The organism is Variovorax paradoxus (assembly GCF_022009635.1).
Taxonomy (GTDB): Bacteria; Pseudomonadota; Gammaproteobacteria; order Burkholderiales; family Burkholderiaceae_C; genus Variovorax.
In genome coordinates this window covers 6309606-6326551 of the sequence record NZ_CP091716.1, presented here as the reverse complement: position 1 = coordinate 6326551, position 16946 = coordinate 6309606, and the positions used below count along the sequence as shown (strand labels likewise).

Below are 16946 nucleotides of genomic sequence, written 5' to 3'. Positions count from 1 at the left end.
ATGACTTCCGAGGCTGAAACCGCCGTCCAACCCGTTCGCAAGAGCCTGCTGTGGCTCGTCGCCGTCGGCTTCTTCATGCAGACGCTCGACGCCACCATCATCAACACGGCGTTGCCGGCAATGGCAGCCAGCCTCGGCGAAAGCCCGCTGCGCATGCAGTCGGTGGTTGTGGCCTATGCGCTGACCATGGCGATGCTGATCCCGGCCTCGGGCTGGATCGCCGACCGCTTCGGCACGCGCCGCATCTTTTTCTCGGCCATCGTGCTGTTCGCGCTCGGCTCGGTGCTGTGCGCGCTGTCGCACAGCCTGGGGCAACTTGTGGCGGCGCGCGTGGTGCAGGGGCTCGGCGGGGCGCTGCTGCTGCCCGTGGGGCGGCTGTCGCTGCTGCGAACGGTGCCGCGTGGGGAGTTCCTCCAGGCGATGAGTTTCGTGGCCATCCCGGGGCTCATAGGGCCCTTGCTGGGCCCCACGCTGGGCGGGTGGCTGGTGCAGTACGCCTCCTGGCACTGGATTTTCCTGATCAACGTGCCCGTGGGGCTGGCCGGCTGCCTCGCCACGCTCAAGTACATGCCCGACCTGCGCGGCGTGGTGCAAAAGCGCTTCGACAGCGTCGGCTACGCGATGCTGGCCTTCGGCATGGTGGCTATTTCGCTTTCGCTCGACGGCGTGGGCCTGCGACAGGGCGGCGTGATGGTCGTGCTGATCTTCGGCTTTGCCAGCATCGCGGCCTACTGGCTGCGCGCCTCGCGAACGCCCGAGCCGCTGTTCGCGCCCTCGCTCTTCCATGTGCCGACGCTCAGCATCGGCCTGATCGGCAACCTGTTCTCGCGGCTCGGCAGCAGCTGCATGCCTTTTCTGGTGCCGCTGCTGCTGCAGGTGTCGATGGGCTACTCGCCGGTGCGCGCCGGACTGATGATGCTGCCGATCGCGCTGGCCGGCATGGCCATGAAGCGCTTCGCCACGCCGCTGATCACGCGGCACGGCTACCGCCGGGTGCTGGTGGTCAACACGGCTCTGGTGGGTTGCACCATGGCCAGCTTCGGCCTCACGGCGCCGGGCCAGCCGATGGTGCTGCACGTGCTGCAGTTGTTGGCTTTCGGCGCGGTCAATTCGCTGCAGTTCACCGCCATGAACACCATCACCCTGAAGGACCTGGACGGCAGCATGGCCAGCAGCGGCAACAGCCTGCTGTCGATGGTGCAGATGCTGGCCATGAGCATGGGCGTGGCCGCCGCCGGCGCGGTGCTGGCGGGCTACAACGGCATCTTCGGCACCGAGACGGCCGCCCACACGCTGGATGCCTTCCAGGCGACCTTTGCGACCATGGGGCTGATCACCGTGGCGTCCGCGCTGATCTTCTGGCACCTGCCGTCGGAGGTGCGCGCGGCGCATCCCGCGCAGCCGGAGGTATCCGGCCAGGGCTGACGGCCGGCCGCCTTCAGGCGGGGTAGATGGCGCCCAGCACCCGCGCTCCGCGCGCGCCGGTCACGCTGGCGAGGTTGCCGGGTTCGCGCCGCACGGTGGCGCGGGCCAGCCAGGCAAAGGCGGCCGCCTCGACCTGCTGCGGCGGCAGGCCGTGGTCGGTCGATGCCTCCACGCTGACGCCGGGCAGCAGAGCGCGCAGGCGGGCCAGCAGGTGGCCGTTCAGCGCGCCGCCGCCGCAGACGATCAGCAACTTCGCGTCTTTGCCGTGGCTGCGCAGATCCGCCGCGCAGGCGCTGGCGGTCAGCTCGGTCAGCGTCGCCTGCACGTCGGCGGGCGCCATGGCCGTGGTGCCGATTTGCGCGGCCAGCCAGTCCGGGTTGAAAAGGTCGCGCCCCGTGCTCTTGGGCGGGGCCTTGGCGAAGTAAGGATCGGCCAGCAGTTGCGCGAGCAGGCCAGGCAGCACCTGCCCGCTGGCGGCCCACTGTCCATCGCGATCGAAGGGTTGACCCTGGTGGGACTGGCACCAGTGGTCCATCAGCGCATTGCCGGGGCCGCAGTCGAAGCCGAGCACGATCGCGCCTTCGGGGGCGTCCGCGGCCGGCAGCAGGCTCAGGTTCGAAATGCCGCCGATGTTCAGCACCGCGACCGGCTCGCCGGGGCGGGCGAACAGCGCGCGGTGAAAGGCAGGCACCAGCGGCGCGCCCTGGCCGCCGGCGGCCAGATCGCGGCTGCGGAAGTCGCCGACCACGTCGATGCCGGTCAGCTCGGCCAGCAGCGAGGGGTTGTTGATCTGGAGCGTGTAGCCGACCTCGTCGAACTCCAGCGGGCGGTGGCGCACGGTCTGCCCATGCGCGCCGATGGCGGTGACGGCGCGGGCATCGGTGCCGCTGTCCGCCAGCAGCTGCCGGACCACGCCGGCATAGGCCCGCGCAAGCCCGTTGCCGGCCAGTGCCGCGCGGTGCAGTTCGTTGTCGCCGGTGGTGTTGAGCGCGAGCAGTTCCGCGCGCAGTGCCACGGGAAAGCCGGCCGTGGCGTAGGACCGCACCGCGATGCGGCCGTCTGAAAGGTCGGCGAGCACGCCGTCGACGCCGTCGAGCGATGTGCCCGACATCAGGCCGATGAAAAGTTCGGCGGCCATCCTGGCGTCAGGTCGGGAAAAGAGGGCCGCCGCCGCGCGTGCTCAGTCCGCGCTGGCCTGGATGACGGAGAAGGCCGCTGCCAGTTCGGTGCGGGCACCGACGGCGATGCGCTCGAAGGCCGGGCGCATCGCCGCGGTGATCGGCGCGCCGCCTTCCTGGGCGATGGAGGTCGGGTTCTGGTAGACCCCGCCCACGCGGAATTCGAAGTGCAGGTGCGGGCCGGTGGCCCAGCCGGTCATGCCCACGGCGCCGATCGTCTGGCCCTGGCTCACGCTCTGGCCGGCCTTGACGTCGATGCGGCTCAGGTGGGCGTACGCCGTCTGCTGGTTGTTGCGGTGGTTGATGATGACGATGTTGCCGTAGCCGTTCTGCGTGCCCGCGAAATCGACCGTGCCGTCGCCGACCGTGCGCACCGAGGTGCCCGTGGGCGCCGCGTAGTCGATGCCGTTGTGCTGGCGCCAGCTGTTCAGGATCGGGTGCATGCGCATCGCGAAACCGCTGGACACGCGCGAGAACTCGACCGGCGTCGCCAGGTAGGCCTTGCGCAGGCTGTCGCCGTTCGGGCGGTAGTAGCTGCCCTTCTGGCCCGCGCCGGGCGGCTGGAACCACACGGCCTGGTGGATCTTGCCGTTGTTCTCGAACTCGGCCGAGAGCACGCGGCCGCTGCGCAGCGCCTGGCCGTCGGCTTCCAGGGTCTCGTAGACCACGGCGAAGCGGTCGCCCTTGCGCAGGTTGCGCACGTCGACGTCGCCCGCGAAGATGTCGGCCAACTGGCTCGCCACCGCGTCGGGAATGCGCGAGTCGTCGGTGGCGGCGAACAGCGAGGTACGGATGGTGCCGCTCGCCAGGCGCGTGCCCGCCGTGAGCGCGTCGCGCTCGGTCACGCCGGCAAAGCCGGTGGGCGTGCGTTCGATGACGTAGCGCTTGAAGCCGCCGTCGCCGTCCGGAATCCAGCGGGCGCTGAGCTTCTTGAGCTGGTTTTCCTGCGTGGCCTCGGCCGTCACGGTGCGGCCGGCGCGCGAGAACAGCGCGTTGCGGGCCTCGACGCTGCCGCGCACGAAGGCGGTGGCCGCGGGGTCGGAAATGCCCAGGCGCTTGAGCAGCGCCTCGGCCGTGTCGCTCGAGCGCGTGACGTCGGTGCGGAACAGCGTGAAGCTGAAGCTTTCCAGCGATTCGCTCTGGTCGGCCACCGAAATGGGGGCCGTGGCTTCCAGGATCTGGCGAACGGGGAGGTCGGATGCGTCCGGACCGAGCGATGCCACCGCGAGGGTGCCGGCGCTCAGCAGGGCGGCCGCGATGACCGCGGTGATCTGCTTGGGGTACGTCCGGAATGTATAAGCCACGCGGGAAGCGAGAAGCTCCTCGGCGGCAAGAATGCCGTTGATCAAACTTGAATTCCAGCTCAGGTTCTGCAAATCCGTGCTGCAAGGCCCAGTAACGTTCAGGGCGGCAGGAGACGGTGCGGAAAAAAGCGCCGCTTAGAATTCGGCGCTCGAAAAGTCGGGCTGAGTATAGCTTCGGCACCTTGAAAATCAGCCAAAAAGGCCCGTAAAGGCCGAATCTGTTACATCCATGAGCCTCTCAAATAGTGTAGGACGCGCGCTCGAAATCTCCCTCCGAGGCGCTGACGAACTGCTGCCGCAGGACGAATGGGTGCGCAAGCTGCAGCGCTCCGAAGCCACCGGAACGCCGCTGCGCATCAAGCTGGGCCTGGACCCGACCGCGCCGGACATCCACATCGGCCACACGGTGGTGCTCAACAAGATGCGCCAGCTTCAGGACCTGGGCCACCGGGTGATCTTCCTGATCGGCGACTTCACCAGCACCATCGGCGACCCCTCGGGCCGGAACAACACCCGCCCGCCGCTCACCCGCGAGCAGATCGAGGCCAACGCCCAGACTTATTACAAGCAGGCCAGCCTGGTGCTGGACCCCGACAAGACCGAGATCCGCTACAACTCCGAGTGGAGCGACCCCTTGGGCGCCCGCGGCATGATCCAGCTGGCCGCCAAGTACACGGTCGCCCGGATGATGGAGCGCGACGACTTCAACAAGCGCTTCAAGGCCGGCCAGTCGATCTCGGTGCACGAATTCCTCTACCCGCTGATGCAGGGCTACGACTCGGTGGCGCTCAAGAGCGACCTCGAACTGGGCGGCACCGACCAGAAGTTCAACCTGCTCGTCGGCCGTCATCTCCAGCAGGAATACGGCCAGGAACCGCAGTGCATCCTCACTATGCCGCTGCTGGAAGGGCTCGATGGCGTCGAAAAGATGTCCAAGAGCAAGAACAACTACATCGGCATCAGCGAAGACGCCAACACCATGTTCGCCAAGGTGCTGTCGATTTCCGACGACCTGATGTGGCGCTGGTACACGCTGCTGAGCTTCCAGTCGCTAGAGCAGATCGCGGCGCTGAAGGCCGAGATCGAAGGCGGGCGCAACCCGAAGGACGCCAAGGTCGCGCTGGCCAAGGAAATCACCACGCGCTTCCACAGCGCGGCGGCGGCCGACACGGCCGAGCAGGATTTCATCAACCGCAGCAAGGGCGGCGTGCCGGACGAGATTCCCGAGGTGGCACTGAGCGGCGCCCCGCTGGGCATCGCCCAACTGCTCAAGCAGGCGAACCTGGCACCGTCGACTTCGGAGGGCAACCGCCTGATCGACGGCGGCGGCGTGCGGATCGACTCCGTCGTGGTCAGCGACAAGGCGCTGAAGCTGCCCGCGGGCAGCTACGTGGTGCAGGTCGGCAAGCGCAAGTTCGCGCGCGTGACCCTGAGCTGACCTTGGGCTAGCGGACTTCGATGGTGACGCGCCGGTTGCGCGGCTCGTCCACGTCGTCCGCGGTCTGCACCGCCAGTTCGCGCTCGCCGCGCCCCACGGCCTCGATGCGGGCGGACGGGAACTGGCGTTCCACCAGCAACTGGACCACTTCCTGCGCGCGCCGGCGCGAGAGCTCGTCGTTCTGCTCGATCGTGCCCTTGGTGTCGGTGTGGCCGGTGACGACGATGTCGCTGCCGCTGCGCGCCTGCGCTTCGGCCAGCGCCTCGGACAAGGTCAGCTGCGAAGACGGCGTGAGCGTGGTGCCGCCGAGTTCGAAGTACACCGTGTAGCGCTTGGGCGGCGGCGGGCGCATGTCGAACAGCTGCTTGTTCTCCGCCTGCACCTTGGCCGCATCGGCCTGGTCGACGACCGGGGCGCCGCTGGCGCCCACCGCGGCGGTGGCGCGCTGGTAAGGCTTGGACAGGACTTCTTCACCGTCCTTGGCGCGCACCACCACGGCGGAAGGCTTGCCGTCGTCTTGAGGCAGCAGCACCACGCGGGTGCCGGGGGTCGAGCATGCGCCGAGCAGCATTGCCGTCAGCGCGGCCATGCCAAGAACGAGGGTGGGGAAAAAGGCGAAACGGGTTTTCATGGGCGGCCGTCTGCTTGAACGATGAAATCGGTGCCACGGATGCCGATGGTGGCCGTCTGGGTCTCGACGCGCACGGCGTCGGGGTTGGTCTTGCCGATCAGGCCGGTGATCATGCGCATCGAGCCGCGCAGCAGCGACAGCAGCATGCCGCCTTCGTGCGTGGTGCCGTCGAAATGGAATTCCTTCAGGTCGAGCCGCGACAGCGGGCCGACCACCAGCGTCGTGTCGTCGCGCATCACCACGGCCGCCGACGAGTCCGGCCCGGTGACGATGCGGTCCACCGCGCCCAGCGCATCGCCGGGCTTGGCGTTGCGAACTGCGCCGCCGGCGTCGAGCAACTGCACGCTGCCGCGCACGGACTTCACGAAGCCCGCCTTCGGTTCAGCGGCGGGCGTCTGGGCCAGCGCGGCCGAGCCCACAATGGCGAGGCCGCACAAGGCGATCACGGTTTTTTTCATCATCCTGACTTTTCTGCGAGAGATTGTTTCGCAATGGTCACAAATATTAAGGCGAAGGCGTTACATATGGACACGAGGCCGAAAATTCAGTCGGATCTTGCGGCCTATTACCGCTTTTCGCGTGGTCATTCGTCCAAATTCACCGCAGATCCCGCATGACGCTGACCCCCAAGACCCTGCTTCGCGTTTCCGTCGCAGTCGCCCTGATCACCATCGTGCTCAAGGGAACAGCCGGCTACATCACCAATTCGATGGGGCTGATCTCGGACGCGATGGAGTCCTTCGTCAACCTGGCGAGCGCCATGTTCGCGCTGGCCATGGTGACCATCGCCGAACGGCCGGCCGACGACGAGCACCCCTACGGCCACCACAAGGCCGAGTACTTCTCCTCCGGTTTCGAGGGCATCCTGATCGTCGGCGCGGCCATCGCCATCCTCTGGGTGTCGGTGCAGCGCCTGCTGTCGCCGCAGCCGCTGGAGCAATTGGGTTGGGGCCTGGCGCTGTCGGTGGTGAGCTCGGGTTTCAACGCCGCGCTGGCCGTGGTGCTGTTCCGCGCGGCCCGCACGCACCGCTCCATTGCCCTGGAGGCCGACGGCCGCCACCTGATGACAGACGTCTGGACCTCGGCCGCCGTGGTGATCGGCATCATCGGCGTGCAACTGAGCGGCTGGCTCTGGCTCGACCCGGTGCTGGCCATCGGCGTGGCGCTCAACATCGTGCGCGAGGGCGCCAAGCTGGTGTGGCGTTCGTCGCAGGGGCTCATGGACCAGGCGCTCGACCCCGAGACGCTGGCCACCGTGCGCGCCACGCTCGACGCCTTCGCAGCCCGCATGCCCGAAGGCACCCGGCTGCGCTTCGACGACATGGTCACGCGCAGCGCCGGCCAGCGCCGCTTTGCCGACCTCCACATGCACGTGCCCGGCGACTGGACGCTGCAGCACGCCGCCGCCATGCGCGACCAGCTCGAGCAGTCCCTGATGGACGCCGTGCCGGGCCTGCGCGTCACCATCCAGCTCCTGCCCCTGACCATGGAAGCCCGCGCCACCCAGGCCGGCGAACATCACCCCCTATGAAAGCTGTACTTCAGCGCGTGGCGAATGCACGCGTGGATATTTCCGGCCGCACCGTCGGCGCCATCGATTCCGGCCTGCTCGTGCTGCTGTGCGCCGAGCGTGGCGACGTCGATGCCCTGGCCGACCGCATGCTCGCCAAGATCCTCAAGCTGCGCATCTTTGCCGACGAGGCCGGCAAGATGAACCGCAGCGTGCAGGACATCGGCGGCGGCCTGCTGGTGGTGAGCCAGTTCACGCTCGCGGCCGACGCGAGCGGCGGCAACCGCCCCAGCTTCACCCAGGCCGCGCCGCCCGACGAAGGGCGCCGGCTTTACGAATACTTCGTGGCGCAGGCGCGCGCCGCGCACCCGGTGGTCGCCACCGGCGAATTCGGCGCCGACATGCAGGTGCACCTGCTGAACGATGGCCCGGTGACGATCCCGCTGCAGATGACGGCATAGCCGCCGCTATCCGGTCACTTGCCGTAAGGGCTGCGAATGCCCAGGCCCGCGAGGATCTCGATCTCGTAGGCCTCCATCTCGTCGGCGTCGGCTTCGCTGGTCTCGTGGTCCCAGCCCTGCGCATGCAGCGTGCCGTGCACCAGCAGGTGCGCGTAATGGTCGGCCAGCGTCTTGCGGTTTTCCTTGGCCTCGCGCGCCACCACCGGCGCGCACAGCACCAGGTCGGCCATCACCAGCGGGCTTTGCGCATAGTCGAAGGTCAGCACGTTGGTGGCGTAGTCCTTGCCGCGGAACTCGCGGTTCAGGCGCTGGCCTTCCTCGGCGTCGACGATGCGCACGGTGATCTCGCCGTCGATGTCGAGCGCATGGCGAACCCAGCGTGTCACGCTGTGGCGCGGCAGCGCGGCGCGATGGCGCTCCACGCCCTTGAAGCGGCCGAACTGCAGCGACAGCGAAAGCGCCGGGAGCTTCGATGCGGCCATCTCAGTGGCCTCCCGCACGCTTGCGCTGGCCGTCATAGGCATCGACGATCTTCGCCACCAGCGGGTGGCGCACCACGTCGGCGCTGGTGAAGTGCGTCATGGCGATGCCGCTCACGCGCTTGAGAACGCGCTCGGCGTCGATCAGGCCGCTGAGCTGCTGCTTGGGCAGGTCGATCTGGCTCACGTCGCCCGTCACCACCGCGCGCGCGCCGAAGCCGATGCGCGTGAGGAACATTTTCATCTGCTCGGGCGTGGTGTTCTGCGCCTCGTCGAGGATCACGAAGGCGTTGTTCAGCGTGCGGCCGCGCATGAAGGCCAGCGGCGCGATCTCCAGCGCGTTGCGCTCGAAGGCCTTCTGCACCTTCTCGTAGCCCATCAGGTCGTAGAGCGCGTCGTACAGCGGGCGCAGGTAGGGGTCGACCTTTTGCGTCAGGTCGCCGGGCAGGAAGCCGAGCCGCTCGCCCGCTTCCACCGCCGGGCGCGTGAGCACGATGCGCTGCACCGCCGCGCGTTCCAGCGCATCGACCGCGCAGGCCACCGCCAGGTAGGTCTTGCCGGTGCCGGCCGGGCCGATGCCGAAGGTGATGTCGTGCTTGGCGATGTTGTCCAGGTACACCGCCTGCGTGGGCGTGCGCGCGCGCAGGTCGGTGCGGCGGGTGACCAGCATCGCGATGTCGTCGTCGCCCTCGAGCATCGAGCCGTCGCCGGCCAGCGTGAGCTGCACCACGGCCGGGTCGATCGTGCGCTGGGCGATTTCATACAGCGCCTGCAGCACGTCCATCGCGCGCTGGGCGGCGGCCTTGGGGCCGTCGACCTTGAACTGCTCGTGGCGGTGCGCGATCTTCACGCCCAGCGCTTCCTCGATGCGGCGCAGGTGGGCGTCCAGAGGTCCGCACAGGTGGCCGAGGCGCGAATTGTTCAGTGGGGTAAAGGTGTGTCGCAGAATCACGCCGGACATTTCAAGGAAAAAGGGCACCCATGATAGGCAAACTCACCGGCACGCTGGCCGAACGCAATCCACCGCAGGTGGTGGTGGACTGCAACGGCGTCGGCTACGAGGTCGATGTGCCGATGAGCACGTTCTACAACCTGCCGAACGTCGGCGCGAAGGTGTCGCTGCTCACGCACTTCGTCGTGCGCGAGGACGCGCAGATTCTCTACGGCTTCGGCACCGCCGAGGAACGGGCGGCTTTCCGCCAGCTCATCAAGATCACCGGCGTGGGGCCGCGCACCGCGCTCGGCCTGCTGTCGGGCATGAGCGTGGGCGAGCTGGCGCAGGCAATCACCACCCAGGAGCTGGGCCGGCTCGTGAAGATCCCCGGCATCGGCAAGAAGACCGCCGAGCGGCTGCTGCTTGAGCTCAAGGGCAAGCTGGGCGCCGACATCGGCCTGCCCGCGCATACGGCGTCCGACGCGCAGGCCGACATCCTTCAGGCGCTGATCGCGCTGGGCTACAGCGACAAGGAAGCAGCACTCGCATTGAAGGCGCTGCCGAAGGACGCGACGGTGAGCGAGGGCATCAAGCTCGCGCTGAAGTCGCTGGCCAAGTGAGCCTGCGCGGCGCTTGGTCACGCGTCCAGGCGCTGCGCCAGGAGTCGGTCCGCAGCGACGAGCTGCTGATGCAGGCGGCCCATATCGGCTGCGTGCCGATCCTGCTGGCCTACGGCTGCGCGGGCCTCGTGTACGGCAACCTGCCGATGTTCACGCCGGTCGGCTTCGTCGACATGCCGGGCGCCTGTGCCTGGCTGACGGCCGCGATGGCCTTCGCGCTCGCGATCTTCGCCATCGACTGGCTGGTGCGCGGCGAACTGTCGGTGGCGCCGCCGCCGGTCACTGTGGTGAAGCGGATCTGGCAGCCGGGGCAATTTCCGTTGCCGGTGCTGCCGTCGCATGTGTTTCCACAGCCGCGTTCGTCTCCCTTGCGCATCGGCTGCCTGAGCGTCGCGGCCGTGGCCTGTGCGTCCGCGCTGGTGGGGCGCGCCACGCTCGCGCTGGGCTGGCAGGCCTTCGCCCGCCCCGGCGGCCTGGCGCCGCAGGCGGAATGGCCGCTCTACCCGCTGCAGTGGGTCTGGCCATGGCTGCTGCCGTTGGCCCGCGACCGCTTCGTGCTCGGGTTGTTCGTTGTCGGCGCGGCGTTGTTCGTGGCGGCGCAACTGATGTCGTGGCGCAAGTTGCGCGGCGCGTGGTTTCCACTGTTCGCCATCCTGCCGCTGCTGCTGACGCTCAACTTCCTCGGCTCGGCGGGCTTCGACTTCGCCGCGGCCCGCGGGCTCGGCGGCCTGAACGAGCCCGACCTGGCGAGCGCGCTGGCGCAGCAGCCCGGGCGTTACAACGTCTTCACCTTCCTGAGCCTCTGGATCGCCATCGGCTTCGGCACGGTCGGCCTGATCGTGGGCTTCTGGTTCGGCCGGTCGCGGTCCATGGACGACGCCTGAGCGCTCATTCGATCGTCAACCCGATGTCCTTGATCAGCACGCTCCAGTCGTGCAGGTCTTTCTGGATGGTCGCGGCGAACTGCTCGGGCGTGTTCTGCGGCAGGTCGGTGAAGTTGAGTTCGCGCAGGCGCTGCACCACGGCGGGGTCCTTCAGCACCTGGTTCACGGCAATGTTGAGCTTCTTCACGATGGCCGGCGGCGTCTTCGCGGGCGCCAGCAGCCCGTACCACGAGTAGTTGGTGAAGGGGTAGCCGGCCTCGGTCATCGTCGGCACGTCGGGCAGCATCGGAATGCGCGAGGGGCCGCTGTTGGCCAGCGCCTTCAGGCGCCCGGCGCGCACCAGTTCCACCGTGGACGACATGTCGGCGAAGGCCGCGTCCACCTGGCCGCCCATCAGGTCCTGCACGCAGGGGCCGCTGCCTTTGTAGGGCACGTGCGTCATCACGAGGCCGGCCTGCTTCTTGAGGCTTTCCATCGCCAAGTGGCCGCCGGAGCCGTTGCCCCACGAGCAGTAGCTGAGCTTGTCGGGCCGCGCCTTGGCGTAGGCGATGAATTCCTTGAGCGTCTTCACCGGCAGGTCCTGGCGCACCAGCAGCAGGTTGCCGCCGCGCCCGATCTGCGCCACGGGCGCGAAGTCCTTCACCGGGTCGTAGGGCAGCTTCTTGTAGAGGCTGGGGTTCACCACCATCGCCGCCGCATAGGTGAACAGCAGCCGGTAGCCATCGGGCGTGCCGCGCGCCACCAGGTCGGTGCCGAGGATGCCGTTGGCGCCGGGGCGGTTGTCGATGATGAAGGGCTGCTTCAGCGCCTTGGAGAGCGCGTCCGCGATCAGCCGCGAGATGGTGTCGGTGCCGCCCGCCGCCGCCGTGGGCACGACCAGCGTCACCGGCTTGTCGGGGTAGGTGTCGGCGCCCTGCGCGTGGCCGGCGGCCGCGGCGAATGCGGCGAGCACGCCGAGGGCCAGCGTGCGCAGGCGGTGTCCGAGGAATGTGGTTGTCATGTCTTGTCTCCTGGGATGTGGGGGTCAGTGGATGCCGAAGCGCGCCTGGGTTCCCTGCTCGATCATGTCCGCGCCCACGCGATACAGGTTGCGCGACACGTAACTGGGCACCTGCCGCGCGCGCTCGCGCAGCCATTCGGCCTTGAGCGAACGCGCCTCCGCGATCTCCGGCGCATCGCCGTCGGCGGTGGCCAGCAGGTCGATCACGTGGAGCGCGAGCTGCCACTGGCCGCCTTGCGCCAGCGAGCGCGCATGCGTGATCACGCCGCGCTTGTCGCTGATGGCGTCGGCCACGGCACGGCCGATGGCTTCGGGCGCCTCGGGATGCAGCGAGGTGGGGTTGCGGTCCCACCAGCCGTTCTCGGAGCGGTAGATGTCGCGCACGATGTAGCCGGGGTCGCCATAGGTGGGCTTCATCCACTCGACGCCGAACAGCTCGTCGGGAAAGCGGATGCGCGCCAGGATGCCGCGCTCGTTCAGTCCTTCGTTCATGAGCCGCACCACCTCCGCGCGCAGCCAGCGCAGCGCACGCGCGGTGTGCGTGAGCACGTGCCGCACCTGCTCCTCGCCCTCCAGCGTCGCGCCGAACTCGCGCACCGCCTTGCGCGCGCCGAGCGCCGCGAGCGCATCGAGCGTGTCGGCCCAGCGCACCGTGTCGCGCATCGTGCGAAAGGGCGTGCCGATGTTGGGGATCGAGTCGATCAGCGCCGCGCCGCCGTACAGCACCCGCTGCGACGGGCTCCACAGCGCGATCGCGTCGTCGGTCTCCGAGGGCGCCCAGCGCAGCTCGATGTGGCTGTCGCCCTGGCCTATCTGCAGCCGGTCGTCGAAGGTCTCGGTCGGCGCGTGCATGGCGAGCCGGCGGTCGAAGAAGCCGGCGGGCCGGTTGAACTGGATCTCGGCCATGCGGTGCTGCAGCGTCTCGGTTTCCCTGTAGCGGGCCTGGCGCCGAAGCACGTTGCGGTGCGCGATGACGCGCGGCGGCGCATCGCCGCGCTGCGCGGCGTGTTCGAGCCACATCGGCACGCCGGAGTTGTAGCCCACGTGCCCGTGGCTGTAGCACAGCGCATGCAGCGGCGCATTGCTGAGCTGGCGCACCGCGTCGATCATCCCCTGCGTCACCGGGCCGCCCGGCCCGGCGTCGATCACCACCAGGCCGGCATCCGTCTCGGCCACGAAGGACTGCCCTTGTCCGCGCAGGATGTGCAGGCCCGGCGCGACCGTCTCGGTGCCCGTGCCGACGATGAGGAAAGGCTTTTCCTGTTCCACGGTGTTCGTGCTGTCGTTCGTGCTCATGCGGCCTCCCCGGTGCGGACCAGCGCCGGCAGCGCATAGCGGCCGTCCAGCATTTCGGCGCGCGGCACGTAGGCGCGCAGGCAGAGATAGAAATCGCCTTCCGGCGCCGGCAGCCAGTTGGCCTGCGCAGCTTCGCCTTCGGGCCGTGCATGCTGGATGTACAGCGTGAGGCCGCCGTCGGCATCGTGGCGCAGCGCCGGCGTGCGGTCGCCGATGGCGTAGCGGTCGATCGGGTTGCCCACCAGCATGTAGTCGCGGCTGTCGTACATGGTGAGCGACCAGAAGGCATCGACTGGCGGCAGATTGCCGGGCGCGAAGCGAAGCGTGTAGCAGCCGCTTCCGTCGAGCTTGCGGCCCGAGGCGTCGTGCCATGCCAGCGGATAGGTCGCCTCGCGGCTTTCGAGCATGCCGATGTACTTGAGCGCCACCAGCGCGCGCGCCAGGTGGTCGTCGCCGAAGCTGCCCTCGACCAGCGGCATTTGCACCCAGCCGCTGGAAGTCGTGGCGCCGGACTGCGCCTTGCGCAGGCGCGGCAGCACGGTGTCGAGCGCGTCTTGCAGCACCGTGCGTTGCGCTTCGTCGAGTGCATCGGCATCCGGGCCCAGCCCGAGCGGCGCGAAGCGCGCGAGCAAGGCCGCATCGCGCGCGGGCGGCGGGTTCTCGCGCAGCGCGCGGTTCACCTGCGCCGCGAAGTGCTCGGCGCTCAGCGGCGCCTTCGGATCGCAGGCCGGATCGAAGGGCTTCGGCATCGAAGACGTCTTGCCCGCCTGCCAGTCGCCGAGCGTGCGAACGACGAATCCCTCCTGCAGCGCATTGACGGCGGGCACGTCGTCCGGCCCGTCGACCAGGATGCGCCCGATGACCCACAGCCAGCGCGTCGGCGCCTCGATGTGCGCGCCGGCCTCGCGGAACGCTGCCGGCACTTCACCGCGCCAGCCCGGCGGCGTGACGAGGAAGGAGCGCGCGGCCGTGCCCGTGAGGCGCTGGCCGATGTGCGCGAAGGGGTTCGTGTAGAAGTCGAGCAGGCCCAGCACGTAGTAGCGCCCGGCCGTGTCCGGCACGTCGATCACGAGCGGGCCGTCGCCCAGGTCGAGCCAGGCGTTGGTGTAGAGCGTGTCGTTGTTCGGCGTCACCACGCGGCTCTTGCCCGCGCCCAAGAGCTGCCGCGCATGCGTGAACACGTTGCACCAGCGATGGGGCTTCGGCGCTTCTCCGGCGATGTCGGTGCGCTGCGGCGAGGTGGCCGCGCGCATGCGGCTCATCTCGTGGAGCGGAAAGGCATAGACGACGGCCTCTTCGGCCAGCGTGCGCAGTTCGTTGTCGATGGTCGCTGGCATGGCTCAGCCCTCCCGTGCCTGCAGGGCGGGAACGCGCCAGCTCTGCACGCCTTCGCGCGGGTAGTACATGCGAAGGATCAGGTAGAAGCGCCCGGCCGGCGCGGGCAGCCAGTTGGCGGTGTCGGCCGGACGCACGTGGCTCATGCTGATCTCCAGGCTGCCGTCGGTGCCGCGCTTCAGGCCGGGCGTGCGGTCGCCGATCGCATGGCGCCTGATCTCGTTGGGGTAGAGGAAGCGGTCGGCGTCGTAGAGCGTCACCGACCAGAAGGCGTCGGCCGGCGGCAGGTCGTCGGCCTCGAAGCGCATCGTGTAGCCGCGCTGGCCGTCAAGCGGCTCCTGCTTCGCGTCGTGATGCGCGGCGGCGTATACGGCTTCGCTGGTGGCCAGTGCGCCCAGGCCCAGGTAGGCGGTGCGGGCGCGGCCGAGGAACTCGTTGCCGTAGCGGCCGGTGGCCGGCGCCATCGACCAGGGCTTGGGGCGGCGGTTGCGGCCCGCCGCGCCGACCAGCTGCACGCCTTCCGCGAAGCCCTCGATCAGTCCTTCGCGCGCGGCTTCGTCCAGCGTGTCCCACGAGAATGCGGTGTCCGGCCGAAGCCCGGCCTGGCCGAACCAGGCCACCAGCACGCGGTCTTCCACGCGGCCCGGCGCCTCGGCGAGCTCCCGGCACATGTTGGTGAAGAAGCGCGGCGCCACCTGCGCGGCCGGCTCGTCGTGTTCGAAGGCGGCGGCCATCGCATCCACCAGCGGGCCTTCCCAGTGCTCGATGGCGGCCGGGCGGCCCTGCAGTGCCGTGCCGGGCGCGGGTGCGAGCTTGATCTCCGCTTGCAGCGCGCGTGCCGCCGGCCAGTCGCTCTCGTCGCCCACCAGGATGCGGCCGATCAGCCAGACGAGATCGGTCGGGCAACGCACCACGCGGTGGCCCGCGAGCGATTCCGGCACCGTGCCGTTCGGCCCGACGAGCACCACGGTCTCGCCCTCGGGGTTGCAGTTGCGCGGCCCCAGGTTCTCGAAGTTCTCGGTGTAGGCGTCGTACAGCGGCAGCACGAAGTAGCGCCCCGGATGGCGCGACGACGCGGGCACGGTCAGCAGCATCGGCCCATGGGCCAGGTGCACCCACGCCATCGTGTAGAGCAGGTCGTTGGCCGGCGTCACCACGTCGCGGTCTTCATGGGTGGAGGGGCGCGGGGAATGGTGCAGCGTGTTCAGCGGCGCGCGCACGTCGGAGCCGTGCGAGGCGCCGGCGCGGCGCTCGCCCTGCGGCGCTGTCTGCATGGCGCAGGTGCGGTAGGTTTCGGTGAGCGGGTAGCCGTAGACGAAGGCGGCCAGGCCGATCGAGCGGGCGAGCGCCTTGCGCGCGAGGGTTACGGCGAGTTGGGGTTCGGGAGCGTTCATGTCGGAGTTCTCTTTGCTTGAGTTCATGGGGATGCGGGTGGGCGGCGCTCAATCGAGCTTCACGCCCGTGGCCTGCGTGAGCCGCAGCGTCACGGGAAGGAATGCCTTGTAGGCAGCGGTGGCCTCGGCCGGCAGGTTGCCGACCGGCTCGGCGCCCAGCTCCTCGATGCGCCGGCTCACCTCGGGCTGGCGGACCACCGCGCTGACTTCGCGCCCGAGCCGTTCGATCACCGCGTCGGGCGTCTTCGCCGGCGCCATCAGCGAGGTCGGGCCGGTGAGCGCATAGACCTCGTCGGCGTAACCCTGCTCGGCGAAGGTCGGCACCTCGGGCAGCGCCTTGGCGCGGCGCGGGCCGGCCACCGCCAGCGGACGCAGCTTGCCGGCCGCGATGTACGGCTGCAGCGTGGTGACGGAGCCCACGGTCATGTTGATGACGCCGCTGATCAGGTCGACCGCCATCGGGCTTTCGCCCTTGTAGGGCACGTGCAGCGTCTGCAGGCCGTAGGTCTTGTCCATGTAGACCTGGATCTGGTGCGGCTGCGTGCCCGGCCCCCACGACCCCATCGTGTACTTGCCGGGCGCGGCCTTCACGGCGGCGATCAGGCTCTTGAAGTCCTTCGCGGGCACCGAGGGGTGTACAGCCAGCACGGTGCGCGTGGTGGCGATGTCCGAGACCATGCGCAGGTCGGTGCGCGGGTCGTAGGGCAGCTTGCTGTAGAGCACCATGTTCGCGGTGACTGGGCCCGGCACCGTCAGCAGCAGCGTGTAGCCGTCGGGCGCGCTCTTGGCGACGTAGTCGGTGCCGATGATCCCGCCCGCGCCGCTGCGGTTCTCGACCACTACCGGCTGGCCCAGCCGCTTCGACAGCCCTTCCGCCACGATGCGCGCCAGGATGTCGGTGGATCCGCCCGCCTGGTACTGCACGATGATGCGCAGCGGCTTCGACGGAAAGGGCGCCTCGGCCTGCGCGCTGCTTGCTGCGAGCGCGATGGCGGCGCCGATGCTGCCGAGCACGGCGCGTTGTCTTTTCGATGTCGTCATGCGATCTGTCTCCAGT

The 16946-nt window shown here is 69.0% G+C and carries 17 protein-coding genes; 6 read left to right on the top strand and 11 right to left on the bottom strand.

The features are described 5' to 3' along the window. Window positions 1-1425 carry a multidrug transporter subunit MdtD gene (mdtD, locus tag L3V85_RS29535; RefSeq protein ID WP_237676183.1) on the top strand — a complete coding sequence of 475 codons (1425 nt, stop codon included), beginning with the start codon at window positions 1-3 and terminating at the stop codon, window positions 1423-1425. A 13-nt stretch (window positions 1426-1438) separates the two neighbouring features. Here the strand turns inward: mdtD and L3V85_RS29530 are convergent, their stop codons facing one another. Together L3V85_RS29530 and L3V85_RS29525 are read right to left on the bottom strand one after the other, a co-directional pair. Then, entirely contained in the window at window positions 1439-2563 is a 1125-nt protein-coding gene (locus L3V85_RS29530; protein WP_237676182.1) for an anhydro-N-acetylmuramic acid kinase, read from the bottom strand. A 42-nt stretch (window positions 2564-2605) separates the two neighbouring features. Then, the gene (locus L3V85_RS29525) at window positions 2606-3952 is read right to left on the bottom strand and encodes a M23 family metallopeptidase (RefSeq protein WP_237676181.1); all 1347 of its coding nucleotides are present in this window, start codon (window positions 3950-3952) and stop codon (window positions 2606-2608) included. Window positions 3953-4136: 184 nt separating this feature from the next. Between L3V85_RS29525 and tyrS the strand changes: the two genes are divergently transcribed. Beyond that, entirely contained in the window at window positions 4137-5345 is a 1209-nt protein-coding gene (gene tyrS / locus L3V85_RS29520) for a tyrosine--tRNA ligase (protein WP_237676180.1), read from the top strand. 7 nt (window positions 5346-5352) lie between these two features. Here tyrS and L3V85_RS29515 read toward each other — a convergent pair whose 3' ends face one another. Beyond that, entirely contained in the window at window positions 5353-5976 is a 624-nt protein-coding gene (locus L3V85_RS29515) for an OmpA family protein (protein WP_337250096.1), read from the bottom strand. Beyond that, window positions 5973-6437: a FecR family protein gene (locus tag L3V85_RS29510; RefSeq protein WP_237676179.1), complete on the bottom strand. Its 465-nt coding sequence runs from the start codon at window positions 6435-6437 to the stop codon at window positions 5973-5975. Before L3V85_RS29510 ends, L3V85_RS29515 begins: the two co-directional genes overlap by 4 nt. A gap of 152 nt (window positions 6438-6589) precedes the next feature. Between L3V85_RS29510 and L3V85_RS29505 the strand changes: the two genes are divergently transcribed. After that, the gene (locus L3V85_RS29505; protein WP_237676178.1) at window positions 6590-7507 is read left to right on the top strand and encodes a cation diffusion facilitator family transporter; all 918 of its coding nucleotides are present in this window, start codon (window positions 6590-6592) and stop codon (window positions 7505-7507) included. Beyond that, window positions 7504-7947 carry a D-aminoacyl-tRNA deacylase gene (gene dtd, locus L3V85_RS29500; RefSeq protein WP_237676177.1) on the top strand — a complete coding sequence of 148 codons (444 nt, stop codon included), beginning with the start codon at window positions 7504-7506 and terminating at the stop codon, window positions 7945-7947. Before L3V85_RS29505 ends, dtd begins: the two co-directional genes overlap by 4 nt. A 14-nt stretch (window positions 7948-7961) precedes the next feature. On the opposite strand, the gene ybeY is transcribed toward dtd, so the two are convergent. Beyond that, window positions 7962-8429: an rRNA maturation RNase YbeY gene (gene ybeY / locus L3V85_RS29495; protein ID WP_237676176.1), complete on the bottom strand. Its 468-nt coding sequence runs from the start codon at window positions 8427-8429 to the stop codon at window positions 7962-7964. A 1-nt stretch (window position 8430) separates the two neighbouring features. Then, complete coding sequence (locus L3V85_RS29490; RefSeq protein ID WP_237676175.1) at window positions 8431-9387, bottom strand: PhoH family protein; 957 nt, start codon at window positions 9385-9387, stop codon at window positions 8431-8433. Window positions 9388-9407: 20 nt separating this feature from the next. Between L3V85_RS29490 and ruvA the strand changes: the two genes are divergently transcribed. Then, window positions 9408-9980 carry a Holliday junction branch migration protein RuvA gene (gene ruvA, locus L3V85_RS29485; protein ID WP_237676174.1) on the top strand — a complete coding sequence of 191 codons (573 nt, stop codon included), beginning with the start codon at window positions 9408-9410 and terminating at the stop codon, window positions 9978-9980. Further along, complete coding sequence (locus L3V85_RS29480) at window positions 9977-10864, top strand: hypothetical protein (RefSeq protein WP_237676173.1); 888 nt, start codon at window positions 9977-9979, stop codon at window positions 10862-10864. The genes ruvA and L3V85_RS29480 overlap by 4 nt, the downstream gene beginning before the upstream one ends. Window positions 10865-10868: 4 nt before the next feature. Here the strand turns inward: L3V85_RS29480 and L3V85_RS29475 are convergent, their stop codons facing one another. From L3V85_RS29475 to L3V85_RS29455, 5 genes are read right to left on the bottom strand one after another with little or no spacing between them, the layout of a single operon-like run. Further along, window positions 10869-11864 (bottom strand): Bug family tripartite tricarboxylate transporter substrate binding protein, encoded by a 996-nt coding sequence (locus tag L3V85_RS29475; protein ID WP_237676172.1) that lies wholly within the window; start codon window positions 11862-11864, stop codon window positions 10869-10871. 24 nt (window positions 11865-11888) lie between these two features. Further along, complete coding sequence (locus tag L3V85_RS29470; protein WP_237676171.1) at window positions 11889-13160, bottom strand: alkyl sulfatase dimerization domain-containing protein; 1272 nt, start codon at window positions 13158-13160, stop codon at window positions 11889-11891. Then, a complete protein-coding gene (locus tag L3V85_RS29465; protein WP_237676170.1) occupies window positions 13157-14497 on the bottom strand; it encodes a DUF1254 domain-containing protein in 1341 nt (446 codons plus the stop codon). Before L3V85_RS29465 ends, L3V85_RS29470 begins: the two co-directional genes overlap by 4 nt. 3 nt (window positions 14498-14500) lie before the next feature. Further along, window positions 14501-15916, bottom strand: a complete 1416-nt coding sequence (locus tag L3V85_RS29460) for a DUF1254 domain-containing protein (RefSeq protein ID WP_423838518.1) — start codon at window positions 15914-15916, stop codon at window positions 14501-14503. 21 nt (window positions 15917-15937) lie between these two features. Then, complete coding sequence (locus tag L3V85_RS29455; protein ID WP_237676169.1) at window positions 15938-16930, bottom strand: Bug family tripartite tricarboxylate transporter substrate binding protein; 993 nt, start codon at window positions 16928-16930, stop codon at window positions 15938-15940. Between the last annotated feature and the right edge of the window lie 16 nt (window positions 16931-16946).

Coding starts and splice junctions, on each gene's coding strand:
- L3V85_RS29515 (WP_337250096.1), bottom strand. CDS start 5,976: ATGAAAACCCGTTTCGCCTTTTTCCCCACCCTCGTTCTTGGCATGGCC.
- dtd (WP_237676177.1), top strand. CDS start 7,504: ATGAAAGCTGTACTTCAGCGCGTGGCGAATGCACGCGTGGATATTTCC.
- L3V85_RS29475 (WP_237676172.1), bottom strand. CDS start 11,864: ATGACAACCACATTCCTCGGACACCGCCTGCGCACGCTGGCCCTCGGC.
- L3V85_RS29460 (WP_423838518.1), bottom strand. CDS start 15,916: ATGAACTCAAGCAAAGAGAACTCCGACATGAACGCTCCCGAACCCCAA.
- mdtD (WP_237676183.1), top strand. CDS start 1: ATGACTTCCGAGGCTGAAACCGCCGTCCAACCCGTTCGCAAGAGCCTG.
- L3V85_RS29465 (WP_237676170.1), bottom strand. CDS start 14,497: ATGCCAGCGACCATCGACAACGAACTGCGCACGCTGGCCGAAGAGGCC.
- L3V85_RS29530 (WP_237676182.1), bottom strand. CDS start 2,563: ATGGCCGCCGAACTTTTCATCGGCCTGATGTCGGGCACATCGCTCGAC.
- L3V85_RS29505 (WP_237676178.1), top strand. CDS start 6,590: ATGACGCTGACCCCCAAGACCCTGCTTCGCGTTTCCGTCGCAGTCGCC.
- L3V85_RS29470 (WP_237676171.1), bottom strand. CDS start 13,160: ATGAGCACGAACGACAGCACGAACACCGTGGAACAGGAAAAGCCTTTC.
- L3V85_RS29490 (WP_237676175.1), bottom strand. CDS start 9,387: ATGTCCGGCGTGATTCTGCGACACACCTTTACCCCACTGAACAATTCG.
- L3V85_RS29510 (WP_237676179.1), bottom strand. CDS start 6,437: ATGATGAAAAAAACCGTGATCGCCTTGTGCGGCCTCGCCATTGTGGGC.
- L3V85_RS29455 (WP_237676169.1), bottom strand. CDS start 16,930: ATGACGACATCGAAAAGACAACGCGCCGTGCTCGGCAGCATCGGCGCC.
- ruvA (WP_237676174.1), top strand. CDS start 9,408: ATGATAGGCAAACTCACCGGCACGCTGGCCGAACGCAATCCACCGCAG.
- ybeY (WP_237676176.1), bottom strand. CDS start 8,429: ATGGCCGCATCGAAGCTCCCGGCGCTTTCGCTGTCGCTGCAGTTCGGC.
- tyrS (WP_237676180.1), top strand. CDS start 4,137: ATGAGCCTCTCAAATAGTGTAGGACGCGCGCTCGAAATCTCCCTCCGA.